The sequence below is a fragment of the Streptomyces celluloflavus genome (genome assembly GCA_000720995.1).
In the GTDB taxonomy this organism is placed as follows: Bacteria; Actinomycetota; Actinomycetes; order Streptomycetales; family Streptomycetaceae; genus Streptomyces; species Streptomyces celluloflavus.
The window spans coordinates 157,583-170,211 of sequence record JOEL01000020.1; the positions used below are offsets into that span (position 1 = coordinate 157,583).

General features: G+C 75.2%; 10 protein-coding genes. 5 read left to right on the top strand and 5 right to left on the bottom strand.

What is annotated here, in order from left to right:
* Nucleotides 1-37: 37 nt before the first annotated feature.
* Nucleotides 38-1,717 (bottom strand): DUF6297 family protein, encoded by a 1,680-nt coding sequence (locus tag IH09_RS20240; protein WP_052858309.1) that lies wholly within the window; start codon nt 1,715-1,717, stop codon nt 38-40.
* The gene (locus tag IH09_RS20245; RefSeq protein WP_052858311.1) at nt 1,714-2,430 is read right to left on the bottom strand and encodes an ABC transporter ATP-binding protein; all 717 of its coding nucleotides are present in this window, start codon (nt 2,428-2,430) and stop codon (nt 1,714-1,716) included. The genes IH09_RS20240 and IH09_RS20245 overlap by 4 nt, the downstream gene beginning before the upstream one ends.
* A gap of 270 nt (nt 2,431-2,700) precedes the next feature.
* Between IH09_RS20245 and IH09_RS20250 the strand changes: the two genes are divergently transcribed.
* Complete coding sequence (locus IH09_RS20250) at nt 2,701-3,924, top strand: aminotransferase class I/II-fold pyridoxal phosphate-dependent enzyme (protein ID WP_052858314.1); 1,224 nt, start codon at nt 2,701-2,703, stop codon at nt 3,922-3,924.
* Between the two features lie 481 nt (nt 3,925-4,405).
* Nucleotides 4,406-5,578 carry an MBL fold metallo-hydrolase gene (locus IH09_RS20255; protein ID WP_190233350.1) on the top strand — a complete coding sequence of 391 codons (1,173 nt, stop codon included), beginning with the start codon at nt 4,406-4,408 and terminating at the stop codon, nt 5,576-5,578.
* A 46-nt stretch (nt 5,579-5,624) separates the two neighbouring features.
* Here the strand turns inward: IH09_RS20255 and IH09_RS20260 are convergent, their stop codons facing one another.
* Together IH09_RS20260 and IH09_RS20265 are read right to left on the bottom strand one after the other, a co-directional pair.
* Entirely contained in the window at nt 5,625-6,272 is a 648-nt protein-coding gene (locus IH09_RS20260; protein ID WP_052858316.1) for a DedA family protein, read from the bottom strand.
* Nucleotides 6,269-7,051, bottom strand: coding sequence for an MBL fold metallo-hydrolase (locus IH09_RS20265; protein WP_052858318.1), 783 nt, complete (start codon nt 7,049-7,051; stop codon nt 6,269-6,271). The genes IH09_RS20260 and IH09_RS20265 overlap by 4 nt, the downstream gene beginning before the upstream one ends.
* A 185-nt stretch (nt 7,052-7,236) precedes the next feature.
* On the opposite strand from IH09_RS20265, the gene IH09_RS20270 reads away from it, so the two are divergent.
* Both IH09_RS20270 and IH09_RS20275 read left to right on the top strand, forming a co-directional pair.
* Entirely contained in the window at nt 7,237-9,411 is a 2,175-nt protein-coding gene (locus IH09_RS20270; protein ID WP_052858320.1) for a phage holin family protein, read from the top strand.
* Nucleotides 9,412-9,496: 85 nt separating this feature from the next.
* Nucleotides 9,497-10,843 carry an amino acid permease gene (locus tag IH09_RS20275; protein ID WP_110952440.1) on the top strand — a complete coding sequence of 449 codons (1,347 nt, stop codon included), beginning with the start codon at nt 9,497-9,499 and terminating at the stop codon, nt 10,841-10,843.
* Here the strand turns inward: IH09_RS20275 and IH09_RS20280 are convergent.
* Complete coding sequence (locus tag IH09_RS20280; RefSeq protein ID WP_052858324.1) at nt 10,840-11,907, bottom strand: fatty acid desaturase family protein; 1,068 nt, start codon at nt 11,905-11,907, stop codon at nt 10,840-10,842. The genes IH09_RS20275 and IH09_RS20280 overlap by 4 nt on opposite strands.
* 316 nt (nt 11,908-12,223) lie before the next feature.
* Here IH09_RS20280 and IH09_RS20285 point away from each other — a divergent pair, with 316 nt between their 5' ends.
* Nucleotides 12,224-12,625, top strand: coding sequence for a nuclear transport factor 2 family protein (locus IH09_RS20285; protein WP_052858326.1), 402 nt, complete (start codon nt 12,224-12,226; stop codon nt 12,623-12,625).
* The last annotated feature ends 4 nt before the right edge of the window (nt 12,626-12,629 follow it).

The following is a 12,629-nucleotide window of genomic DNA, read 5'->3' on the forward strand; positions in this document are numbered from 1 at the left end:
GGGCCGGGCGCCCACGCGGCGGCGCCCGGCCGGCCGGTCAGTGGCCGCGCAGCTTGGCGGCCCGGCGGTACGCGAGAGCCAGCAGCGCGGCCGTCAGCAGCACGGACGTCAGCGCGAACGCGGCCACCGCACCGGCCGCGAAACCGTGCGCGAGGAGCGAGCCGACCGCGATGGCCAGCGTGGTGACCGAGATCAGCGGGGCCAGTACGTACCAGACCAGGAAGACCAGGAAGCCGGGGTCGCCCATGGGCGTCGGGACGCCCAGGAACAGCAGCTCCGTCCGCACCGGGCCGCGCACCGCCGACAGCACCGCCGCCGCCGCGAACGGCACCGCGCACAGCGGCATCACCACCAGCGCCCACGCCCCGCCCTGGAACGCGAACGGCACCGCCGCGAGCAGCGCCAGCACCGCGCCCAGCGCCGCGGGCACGATCGCGTGCTGCACCATCAGCGTCGCGAAGCGGAACGGCGACCACGCCGAGCGCCGCAGATCGTCCCCCTCCAGCCGGGCCGGTTCCGCCAGCGCACCGACCGCCACATAGCCGAGCACCAGCGCCACGACCACCGCGATCGTCCGCGCCGCGCCGTCGGCCCGGACCCCGAGCGCGGCCACCGCGGCGGCGAGGACCGTCCACAGCGCGGCACCGCCGACCCGGCCCGGCGCGCGCAGCAGGGCCACCGCGTCCCGCCACACCACCACCAGATACCTGCCGCGCGGCATCGGCAGCCGCCGCCGCGCCCCGGCGCCGCGGTCGCCCAGCGCCTCGGACACCGCCAGCTTCGCGGCCCGCAGCTCCACCGACCAGAGCACAGAGGAGACCGTCGCCGCGGTCGCCGCGCGGGTCCGCAACTGCGCGTTGCGGACCGCCGGGACCCTGCGGTACGCGGCCGTCAGCGCACCCGCGGTGAGGACCACCAGCAGGACGAGCGCGGCGAGGTGGCCGGGCGCGGAGCCGCCCGCGGTGTGGACGACCGGCTGCGCGGCCCACCCCCACGGCCCGGACCACAGTTCGATCTGCTCCACCACCGGGAGCCGGTGCCCGGACCACGCCCACACCGTCTGACCGGCCACCGCCATCAGCAGCAGCACCCCGTACGGCGTCAACGCCCGTACCCGGCGGGCGAGTCGGGGCCTGCTCTCGACCTGCGTCGCGAGCGCCACCGCCAGCAGCGGCAGACAGATGCCCGCGGGCAGGCACTCGGCGAGGGCGGCGCCCAGCGGCGACAGCCCGGTGATGCGCAGCAGCAGGGCCCCGGCCACCGCGGCCAACGCCCCGGCGAGCAGCGCGAGCCCGGCCGTCAGCCGGAACCACGGGCGCAGCACCCTGCCCCGGTCGACCGGCTGGTCCAGCAGCCACGCCGCGTCCGGCCCCGGTACGACGACCGGGCCGCGCCACAGCGCGTCCCGCGCGGCGAGCAGGGCCGCAGCGAGGGCGAGGAAGACCAGCGCGCCCGGGAGCGCGCGGCCGATCGCGGCGCCGGTGTCACCGTGCAGCGCGTCGTGGTGGAGATGCTGGGCGAAGCGGTAGACGAACGTGGAACCGTACCCGGCGGCGAGCAGCAGCACGGTGTAGAGGACGACGGCCAGATCGCGGTGGCGCTGCCGGCGGTGCCGGCGGCGCCTGGTGCGCAGCCAGCGCAGCGTCTCGGGGGTGCGGTCGTCGTCCTCGGCCGTCCAGGCCGCATCGTCGGCCACCAGGGGCGGTGCCTGGCTCATCCGCGCCCGCCGAGCCGGGCGAGCACCTCGGCGGGCGGGCCGGCCGCGATCACCGCACCGTCCTCCAGGGCCACCATCCGGTCGGCCACCGCCTCGGCGAGCTCGGCCTGATGGGTGGCGATCAGCACCGCGACGCCGTCCTTCTTCTCGGCGATCAGCAACTCGGCCAGCCGGCGCCGGGAGTCGGGGTCCAGCCGCTGCTCGGGCTCGTCCAGCACGAGCAGGTCGCGCGGCCGGACCAGGGCGGCGGCGAGCAGCAGGGACTGCAACTGCCCGGAGGAGAGCGAGGCGGGCAGCGCGTTCGCGTGCCCGGCGAGGCGGCGGTCGGCCAGTACCTGGTCGATCCAGGCGTCCGCGTCGTCCACGGCGTGCGCCACCGTGATCAGTTCGAGGTGCTCGCGGACCGTCAGGTCCGGGTAGCAGGCGACGGTGTCGCCGACGACCGCGACCCGGGCCCGTACCTCGGGATCGTCCTCGTCGATCTTCTTGCCGTCGAACAGCGCGGTGCCGCCGGTCGGTTCGTCCCGGCCGCTGGCGATCCGCAGCAGGGTGGACTTGCCGGAGCCGTTGTGCCCGAACAGCGCGGTGCAGGTGCCCGCCCGGACGTCCAGGTCCAGCGGGAGCAGCGCCCGCCGCTCGCCGTACGTGCGGCTGATCCTCCGCAGCTGGAGCAGCGGGCGGCCGGTGCCGCCGCCGTCGATGGTGCTGGGCATTCGACCTCCGAGGCGCACGAACCGTCGACCGACCCTAACGCGCGGGCGGTACGGTCCCCCGGGCGGGCCCGCCCGGTCTCGTACAGGTGAGCGAGCGGCTGCGCCGTACGGCCCGCCCGTGCCCCGCCGCGGCGTGCCGGGCCCCCACCGCCACCCTCGCCTGACGTGTCGTCCCCCGCCGCCACCCCCGTGATCTGCCAAGGTGGTCGAGGCCGTCAATCATGTGATGGGCCCACCATCGACCTGCCGACGTGGCGTGTGGAGGTACGGATGCAGCGGACCGCACCGGACCCGCAGCGGGAGCCGGAGCCGGGGTCGGGGTCGCCGGCGGGCCTGCCGGTCCTCCCGGAACTCGCCGCCCGCCTCGCCGCGGCCGCCGGCCGCACCGCGCCGGAACCCCCCGGCGGCGGACCGCCGCTGCGCTCCGCCGCCTGCGGCTACTGGGAACGCCGCGGCCTGTTCACCGCCGCCGACCGGGTACTCGCCGCCCCCGGGACGGCCGCCCTCCTCCTGGCCCTGTACGCCGCGGCCGACGGCGCCGTCCTGCTCCCGCGCCCCTGCGCCGAGGAGTACGCGCCCCCCGCCCACCTGCTCGGACTGCCGGTACACCGCGCGCCGGTACCGGCCGAATCCGGCGGTGTGCCCGATCCGTTCGCCCTGCTGGAGACCGTGCGCCGGGCCCGGCTGCACGGCGAGACCCCGCGGGTGCTCGTACTGTCCGTCGCCGACGACCCGACCGGCACCTGCCCGCCGCCCGAGCAACTGCACGAGGTCTGCGAGGCGGCGGCGGGGGAGGGGCTCTGGGTCATCAGCGACGAATCGCGCCGCGATCTGCTGCACGACCCGCATGACACGGTGCTGCTCAGCCCCGCCGAGATACTGCCCGCGGAGGTCGTGGTCCTCTCCGACCTGCGGGCCGCGCTGGTCCCCGCCTCCTGGCCCGTCGCGCTCGCCCGCTTCCCGGCCACCGACCGCGGCGCCGCGCTGCGCTCCGCGACGCTGGCCGCGCTCACCGCCCTGCACGCCCCGCTCGCCGGACCGGTCGCCTGCGCCGTCACCCACGCACTCGGCGAACCGGAGTCCGTACGCGCCAGGACCGCCACCGCGGCCCGGGTGCACGGCGCGCTCGCCGCGGCGCTGCACCACACCCTCACGGCGGCCGGCGCGCTCTGCCGCCCGCCGCACTCCGGCAGCCACCTCTACGCCGACCTCGACCCGCTGCGCCGGCCCCTCGCGGCCCGCGGTATCACCGAATCGGCCGCGCTGGAACGGGAGTTGGCGCCCTGGTCCGCGCGCGGCGGGCACCGCTTCGGGGACGATCCGGGGGCCCTGCGGGTGCGGCTGGGCGCCGAGGCGCTGCTCGGCGCCGGCACCCAGCTGCGCCAACGTGTCCTGGACGCCCCCGACCCGCTCGCCCTCCCGCACGTCAGGGAGGCGCTGACCACGCTCGCGCGCGAGCTGGCCGCGCTCACGGAGCCGGCGGGGGGTGGTTGATCAGCCGTTCGCCGTCAGCCGTCAGCCGTCAGCCGTTCGCCGTCCGTTGCCCGTCGCGCCCCGCCCGTTGCCGGTCGCCCGCCGCCCCCCGTGCCCGCCCGGGTACGTGTCCGCCCATCGAACGGAACCCGCCCCGGCCCGTCCCGGAACCGCTCCCCGCCCGCCCCGGGTCTGTCCCCGAATCCCGGTTCTGTCCACCGAATGGAGCCCCTCGATGACCGAACAGACCGAGCGCTCCCGCACCGAACGCTCCCTCGCCGAGCCCGCCGCCGCCGAGCGCCTTCCGTACGCCGAGCCGGGCCATGGCGCCGGGCCGAGCGGGGGAGAGGGCGGCGGGGGGAGCGGCGGGCCGGCCCCGGACCGGTCGGGCGAATCGGATCGGCCGGACCATCCGGCCCAGTTGGACCGGATGAGTCAGGCGGGTCAGGCGAATCAGGCGGATCGGGTGGGGCAGCCGGCCGGCGGGAACGGTGTCGCGGCCATGAGTGTGGCGGCGCCGTCGCCGGACGCGGCGGCCGCCGGTGACGGCGCCGCTCTGGAGGTCCTCGACGGCACGGTGGTCCCGGGGGACTCCCCGAACCCGCCCGCCGCCACCGTCCCCCTCGCCGCCACCGTCCCCACGGGCCCCCGCGCCCCCGACGAGCTGGTGGAGCCGCGGCCCGCCCCGCCGCCGCTCCCCGAACCGCGCCCCCTGGGGGAGACCCGCAGCTGGCCGCGGGACTTCACGGACCGGCTGACCGCGCCGCTGCCCGGTGTCCGCGCGCTGGCCAGGATCGCCCGGGACGGCAAACTGCGCCCGGCCCCCGAGGCGCTCCGGGAGATCCCGCAGCTCCCCTTCGAACCCGGCCCGCTGCCGGCCGCCGGCACCACGGACACCGCCCTCACCTGGGCCGGGCACGCCAGCTGGGTGATCCGGACCGGCGGCCTGACCGTGCTGACCGACCCCGTCTGGTCCCGCAAGATCCTCGGCACGCCCGCCCGGGTCACCCCGGTCGGCGTCCGCTGGGAGGATCTCCCGCCGGTCGACGCGGTCGTCATCAGCCACAACCACTACGACCACCTGGACGCCCCCACCCTCAGACGGCTGCCCCGGCACACGCCCCTCTTCCTCCCCGCCGGCCTCGCCCCCTGGGCCCGCCGCCGCGGCTTCACCGAGGTCACCGAGCTCGACTGGTGGGAGGCGGCCGAACTGCCCGGCCCCGCGGGCCCCGTACGTTTCGACTTCGTCCCGGCCCACCACTGGAGCAAACGGACGCTGACCGACACCTGCCGCTCCCTGTGGGGCGGTTGGGTGCTCACCGCGCCGGGCGGACGGCGGATCCACTTCGCCGGGGACACCGGCTACGGCCACTGGTTCGAGGAGATCGGCCACCGCTACCCCGGTATCGACCTGGCCCTGCTGCCCATCGGCGCGTACGACCCGCGCTGGATGCTGCGGCCGGTGCACACCGACCCCGAGGAGGCCGTCCGGGCCTGCCAGGACCTCGGCGCCCGGGTCCTGGTCCCGATGCACTGGTCGACGTTCCTGCTCTCCGCCGAACCGCCCCTGGAACCACTGCACCGCGTCCGCGCCGCCTGGGCCGCCACGGGCCGTCCCCGCGCGGACCTCTGGGATCTGCCGGTCGGCGCGTCCCGCGTGCTCGGCGAGGACTGAGCGGGGGAGCGGGAAGGGGAGGCCGGGGTGCCGGTCCGGCCCCGTGCTACGCCTGCTCGCCGCCGCTGTCGTCGCGGCCTGCCGGCCGCAGGCGCCGCCAGAGGGCGGGGGCCACGCTGATCAGTACGGTCAGGGCGACCGCCGCGACCACCCCCTGCCACGGTTCACGGAACAGCGAGCCGCCCAGCAGCCCGACGAGCTGATACGTCGCGGCCCACGCCAGGCAGGCCGGAATGTCGCCGCGGACGAACCGGCGCAGCGGCATCTTCGAGAGCAGACACGCGAGCATGACCGGGATGCGGCCGGCCGGCACCAGCCGCGACAGCACCAGTACCAGGACCCCGTGCTCCCGCAGTTTGTGCTGTGCCTGCGCCAGCCGCTCCGGCGCGGCGTGCGTGCGCAGCCGCGCCAGCCAGCGCGAGCCGCCCCGGGAGCGCACACCGCGCTGCCCGAGCCAGTACAGCCCCATGTCGCCCAGGAGCGCCGCGAACGACGCGACCCCGAACACGATCAGCAGCGCGAACGGCGACGTCTGGTGGAAGGCCACCACCGCCGCCGAGCTGACCACCGCCCCCGTCGGCACCACCGGCACCAAGGACCCCAGGACGACCAGCAGAAAGAGCGAGGGATAGCCCACCGCCTGCTGCGTCGACTCCGGTGGCACGCTCACCATCAGCTCGCCGACGAGCGTCATCGCGCGACCACCGGCCGTACGGACTCGCCGTGTCCGAGCCGGTAGACCGTCACCTCCGGCGCGACCAGGGCCAGCCGTTGCTCGAACTCCCGCCCGGGAGCGTGGAATTCCCTCGGCCGTACGGCGGCCATACCGATCGGCCAGTACGTGCCGTAGTGCACGGGGACGGCGCAGGCCGGTGCCAGCCGGGCCGCCGCCTCGGCGGCCCGGCGCGCGTCGAGATGGCCGGGCCCGAGGAACGGCCCCCAGCCGCCCACCGGCAGCAGCGCCGTCTCGCACGGTCCGACCTCGTCGGCCATCCCGTCGAAGAGCCCGGTGTCACCCGCGAAGTACGTCCGCGCCGCGCCGTGGATCACATAGCCGAGCGCGGGGACCCGCTGCGGCCCGTACGGCAGCCGCCGCCCGTCGTGCGCCGCGTGCACCGCCCGTACGGTCAGCGCACCGGCCGCGACCTCGTCGCCCGGCCGCACCTCGGTCACCCGCAGCCGCCGGGCCCCGGCCACCCGGCGCAGTCCCGGTACGGCGTCCGGTGCCCCGCGCGGCACCACCAGCCGCGTCCCGGGCGCGAGCCGGGCCAGCGAGGCGGGGTGCAGATGGTCGGCGTGCAGATGGGAGACGAGTACGAGGTCGGCCCGTGCGGCCTCCGGCGGCGGCAGTGCGCCCCGCCGGCGCCGCAGATGCGCCAGCCGACGGGTGAACAGCGGGTCGGTCAGCACCCGTACACCGGAGTCCTCGACCGTCACGGTGGCATGTCCCCACCAGGTGACCTCCACCGACACCGATGACCTCCCGATCCGTCGCCCCGTTCCGGGCGCGCTCTGCCGATCCTCCACCATCCGCCCGGATCCGCGAGCGCCGGGGCCCGCGGGTCCGGCATCTCGCGGCGCCACAGGGGGAATGGGGCATTTCGGATATCCGGGTGCACAAGTGGCTGACCAGGCGGGCTATGACACGCTGGACGGCGATGTCCGCGGCCGGTGCGGGCCGGAGCGGGAGGCGGGGCGGCGTGCGGACGCGGTGGCGAACACGGGGCGGTGCCCTGCTGCGGGTGCTCGCGGTCTGGCTGGTCTCCTCGTGCACCCTGCTCGTGCTCGCCGCCCTGCTGCCCGACTTCCGGCTGCGGGCCGCGGGCGGCACCGGCATCACGGACGCGGCCGTCACCGCGGCCCTGGGAGCCGGGGCGTTCGGCCTGCTCAGCGCCCTGGTGTGGCCACTGCTCGTGCGCGCCCTGCTGCTGGTGCCCGCGTTCGTCCTCGGCCTGCTGGTCTTCTTCCTCAACGGTTCCCTGCTGCTGCTCGCCCTCGACCTGACCCCCGACGCCGGTCGGGCCGCCCCGGAGACCGCGGTGATCGTCGCGGCCGCGATGTCCGCGACCTCCTCGGCCACCTCCGCCTTCCTCGCGGTGCGCGACGACGAGGCGTACCACCGCCGGCTGGTGCGGCTGGCGGGCCGCCGCGCCCGGCGCGCCGCCCGCGGCCCGGACACCCCCGGCACGCTCTTCCTCCAGCTCGACGGCGTCGGCCACGATCTGCTGCGGGAGGCGACCGGTGGCGACCACCCGCTGATGCCGACCGTCGCCCGCTGGCGGGGCGGCAGCCACCGCCTCACCCCCTGGCGCACGGACTGGTCCAGCCAGACCGGCGCCAGCCAGCTCGGCATCCTGCACGGCAGCAACGAGGATCTGCCCGCCTTCCGCTGGTACGAGAAGGAGACCGGCGCGCTCGTCGTCAGCAACCGGCCCACCAGCGCCGCCGAACTCCAGCGCCGCGCCGTCGAGCGCACCGGCGACCGCGGACTGCTCGCCCACGACGGCGCCAGCCGCGGCAACCTCTTCAGCGGCGGCGCCGAGCAGGTCGCCCTGGTCATGTCGGTGGCGGCCCGCCGCGGCCGGTACAACCGCTCCCGCGCCGGCTACTTCGCGTACTTCTCCGACCCGGCCAACGCGACCCGCACGGCCGTCTCCTTCGTCGCCGAGGTCGTCCGCGAGATCGTCCAGGCGTTGCGCACCCGCTTCCGGCGCGAGCTGCCGCGGGTCAAACGGGGCGGCCTCTACCCCGTCATCCGGGCCTTCGCGACCGTCGTCGAACGCGATGTGGTGGTCGCGGCCGTCATCGGCGACATGCTCGCCGGCCGGACCGCCGTCTACGCCGACCTGGTCGCGTACGACGAAGTGGCCCACCACTCCGGGCCGCGCCACCGCGACACCCACCAGGTGCTGCGCCGCCTCGACCGGTCCCTCGCGCTGATCGAGCGGGCCGCCCGCCACGCCCCGCGCCCGTACCGCGTCGTGCTCCTCTCCGACCACGGCCAGAGCCCCGGCGCGACCTTCCTGGAGCACTACGGGCTGAGCCTGGGCGATCTCGTCCGGGCCGGGTGCGGGCTGCCGGTGCCGCGGCGGGCCGGGCGGACGCCGAGCGGGGCCGAGGCCAGGGAGGCGGCCCGCGCCGCGCTGCACCGTCCGGAGGGGGCGGCGGGGGACGGCTCCCCGGACTCGGCGGGGCCGTCCGCGGCGGCGGCGCACCCGATCGTGCTGGCCTCCGGCAATCTGGGCCTGGTCTCCTTTCCCGAGGTGCCCGGCCGGATCACCCGCGAGGAACTGGACCGCAGGCACCCCGCACTGCTCGCCACCCTCGCCAATCACCCCGGTATCGGCTTCCTGCTCGTCCGCTCCGCGGCACACGGCGCCGTGGTGCTCGGCCCGGCCGGCGCCGAGCACCACCTCGACACCGGCCGGATCGTCGGCGCCGACCCGCTCGCGGCGTTCGGCGACGGCGCGGCCGACGCGGTGCGCCGCACCGACCGCTTTCCGCACGTCGCCGACCTCATGGTCAATTCCGCCTACGACCCGCGGACCGGGGCGGTGCACGCCTTCGAGGAGCAGATCGGCTCGCACGGCGGGCTGGGCGGTGCGCAGAGCGAGGCGTTCCTGCTGTGGCCCGCGGAGCTGACGCCGCCGGCCCCGGACGGCGAGCCGCTGACCGGCGCCGAGCAGGTGCACCGGGTGCTGCGGCGCTGGCTGCGAGAGGCGGACGGGCCGCAGCAGCCCCTCGAAGCCGAGGTGGACGAAATGCGGCATGAAGCGGCCGAACCAGGAGCTTTTTCGTCGCAGAGGCGTACCACACAGGACAAAACTCGTTGATTTTGGTGCAAGGGCACCGGTCGCCGACGATATGCAGTCGTCCGGCAATCCCGGGCGTTCAGCACGACGAGAGGCCCACCACGCCATGCACGACCGGCACACCCGCCGCTTCGGTCTGGGCACCGCCACCTGCCTGGTGATGGGCAACATCATCGGCGGCGGCATCTTCCTGCTGCCGGCCTCGGTGGCCCCCTTCGGCACCGTCAGCCTGGTCGCCTTCGGCGTACTGACCATCGGCGCCCTCGCCCTCGCACTGGTCTTCGGCAAGCTCGCCCGGCGCCACCCGGACACCGGCGGCCCCTACGTCTACGCGCGCGAGGCGTTCGGCGACTTCGCCGGATTCCTGTCCGCCTGGTCGTACTGGACCATGACCTGGGTCAGCAACGCGGCGCTCGCGGTCGCCGCCGTCGGCTATGTACACGTCCTCTTCCCCGGACACCAGTCCCGGGGCGTCGATCTCATGGTGGCGCTGGGCGCCCTGTGGCTGCCCGCCCTCGCCAACTTCGCGGGCACCCGCTACGTCGGTGCGGTCCAGCTGGTCTCCACCGTCCTGAAGTTCGTCCCCCTCCTCTTCATCGCCGTCGTCGGCCTGTTCTTCTTCGACCCGGACAACCTCGGCCCGTTCCACGCCGGCGGCGGCAGCGCGATCGGCGGGATGTCCGCGGCGGCGGCGATCCTCCTCTACAGCTACGTCGGCGTGGAGTCCGCGGCGATGAGCGCCGGCGAGGTCCGCGACCCGGAACGGAACGTCGGCCGGGCCACCGTCCTCGGCACCATCGGCGCCGCCGTCGTCTACCTCCTGGGCACCGTCGCCGTCTTCGGCACCGTCGCGCACGAGAAGCTGGTGAACTCCAAGGCGCCGTTCTCGGACGCGGTCAACGCGATGTTCGGCGGCCACTGGGGCGGCACCGCCATCGCCGCCGCGGCGGTGATCTCCATCGTCGGCGCGCTCAACGGCTGGACGCTGATGAGCGCCCAGTCGCCGTACGCCGCCGCCAAGGACGGGCTCTTCCCGGCCCTCTTCCTCACCAAGCGGCGCGGTGTGCCGACGTTCGGTGTCCTGGCCGCCGCGGTGCTGGCCAGCGCCCTGACGGTGATCAACTACCTGACCGGGGCCGGCGGCGTCTTCGAGATCCTGGTGCTCATCACGACCTTCTCGGCGACCGTCCCCTACCTGCTCGCGGCCGGCGCCCAGATCTACTTCCTGCTGACCGGACAGCGCGACAAGGTCCGCCCGGCCCGCTTCGCCCGCGATCTGACGCTCGCCCTGGTCGCCTTCGGCTTCACCTTCTGGCTCGTCGCGGGCGCCGGCTACGCGGCCATCTACCAGGGCGTGCTCTTCCTCTTCGCCGGCATCCTCGTCTACGCGTGGATGGCGGCACGGCGCACGGGACGCCTGCGCGCGGGTGCCCCGGAGGAGGAAGCCCGCTAGGCCCCCCGGCCGGCCTCCACCGGACGGGCCCGCAGCGGCTCGCCGACCCGGTGGAGATGGCGCAGCGCCTCCGCGTACGAGGCGAACAGCCCGGTCTCGTGGTACGGGACGCCGATCTCGGCGCAGTAGTCGCGCACGATCACCTGGGCCCGGCGCAGATGCGGGGTCGGCATGCTGGGGAAGAGATGGTGCTCGATCTGGTAGTTGAGACCGCCGAGCATCAGATCGGTGACCGGACCGCCGCGGACATTGCGCGAGGTCAGCACCTGACGGCGCAGGAAGTCCGGGCGGTCGTCGCCGGTCAGCGTCGGCATGCCCTTGTGGTTGGGCGCGAAGGTGCAGCCCAGGTAGACGCCGAACACGGCCTGGTGGACGAAGAGAAAGGCCAGCGCCTTGCCGGGCGACAGAACGAGGAAGAGCGCGCCCAGATAGCAGACGATGTGCGCCAGCAGCAGGGCGGCCTCGGTGCCCTTGCTCTTCATGGTGGGTGAGCGCAGCGCCCGGATGCTCGACACATGGAGGTTGAACCCCTCCAGGGTGAGCAGCGGGAAGAACAGCCGCGCCTGGTGGCGGCCCATGAAACGGGGCAGGCCCGTGGCGGCCCGCGCCTGGTCCTGGGACCAGACCAGGATGTCGGGCGAGACATCCGGATCCAGCTCCTCGTGATTGGGGTTGGCGTGGTGGCGAGTGTGCTTGTTCATCCACCAGCCGTAGGACATCCCCACCCCGAGGTTGCCGAACAACCGGCCGCCGATCCCGCTGGGGCGGCGCTTGCGGAACACCTGCATATGCGCCACGTCATGGGTGACCAGCGCGATCTGACCGAAGACGAAGGCCAGGAAGACGGCGGTGCCCAGCTGCCACCAGCTGTCGCCGAGGAGGACGAACGCCACCCAGCCCCCGGCGAAGGCGGCGGTCACGAGCGAGAGCCGCGCGACGTAGTAGCCGGGCCGCCGCTTGAGCAGTCCGGCGGCCGTGACCCGGCGGGACAGCCGCGCGAAGTCGCTGCCGGCGGGCGCCTCGGGAGCGCTGAGTGGGGAGGGGGGCTGGAGACTGGTCGTCATGCGTTCGAGTCTGCTGAGCGGGCCGGGCCCCCGACAGCCGGTGCACCCCCGAAGGCAAGGGGGGCCTGCCGGTGTTTCTCAGGGGTGGTAAGCACACCCCCGGCGGAAAACGTACGCCGCGACACCGCCGGGCCGCGCCCCTCTCCCGCGTGGAGACGCGGTGGCCGGGCCGAGTTCGCCCTTACCTCCGGAGTAATCGACCGCCGTTCGCCGGCCCGGCAGAGTACGGGTACCGGTTCACGGGCCGGCGCACTCCGGCCCGTGAACCCGGCCTACCCGTCTCATTCCTTACCTCCGGATTCCCGAGGAGCACGCCATGACCCGCACCGCGCAGCAGACCACCGGCACCATCGACTACCGGGCCGCCGCCGCGCGGTACTTCGAGGCGTGGAACGCCGTCGACCCGGCGGCGCTCGCCACCGCGGTGGCCGCGGCGTTCACCGAGGACGGCAGCTACACCGACCCGCTGGCCGATGTCGCCGGTCACGAGGGACTCACGGCGGCCATCGCCGGGGTGCACCAGCAGTTCCCGGGGTTCGTGTTCCGGCAGTTGGGGGACGTGGACGGACATCACGACATCGCCCGGTTCGGCTGGGAACTGGTCAGCGGGGCGGACGGCTCGGCGCCGGTCGCCGGCTTCGACGTGGTGCGGCTCGCCGCCGACGGCCGCATCCGCTCCGTACTCGGCTTCCTGGACCGGCTGCCGTCGGGGGCGTGAGACC

What these genes read in the sequence shown, in the direction of transcription:
- IH09_RS20240 (WP_052858309.1), bottom strand. Translation starts at nt 1,717, where the DNA reads ATGAGCCAGGCACCGCCCCTGGTGGCCGACGATGCGGCCTGGACGGCC.
- IH09_RS20245 (WP_052858311.1), bottom strand. Translation starts at nt 2,430, where the DNA reads ATGCCCAGCACCATCGACGGCGGCGGCACCGGCCGCCCGCTGCTCCAG.
- IH09_RS20250 (WP_052858314.1), top strand. Translation starts at nt 2,701, where the DNA reads ATGCAGCGGACCGCACCGGACCCGCAGCGGGAGCCGGAGCCGGGGTCG.
- IH09_RS20255 (WP_190233350.1), top strand. Translation starts at nt 4,406, where the DNA reads ATGAGTGTGGCGGCGCCGTCGCCGGACGCGGCGGCCGCCGGTGACGGC.
- IH09_RS20260 (WP_052858316.1), bottom strand. Translation starts at nt 6,272, where the DNA reads ATGACGCTCGTCGGCGAGCTGATGGTGAGCGTGCCACCGGAGTCGACG.
- IH09_RS20270 (WP_052858320.1), top strand. Translation starts at nt 7,237, where the DNA reads ATGTCCGCGGCCGGTGCGGGCCGGAGCGGGAGGCGGGGCGGCGTGCGG.
- IH09_RS20275 (WP_110952440.1), top strand. Translation starts at nt 9,497, where the DNA reads ATGCACGACCGGCACACCCGCCGCTTCGGTCTGGGCACCGCCACCTGC.
- IH09_RS20280 (WP_052858324.1), bottom strand. Translation starts at nt 11,907, where the DNA reads ATGACGACCAGTCTCCAGCCCCCCTCCCCACTCAGCGCTCCCGAGGCG.
- IH09_RS20285 (WP_052858326.1), top strand. Translation starts at nt 12,224, where the DNA reads ATGACCCGCACCGCGCAGCAGACCACCGGCACCATCGACTACCGGGCC.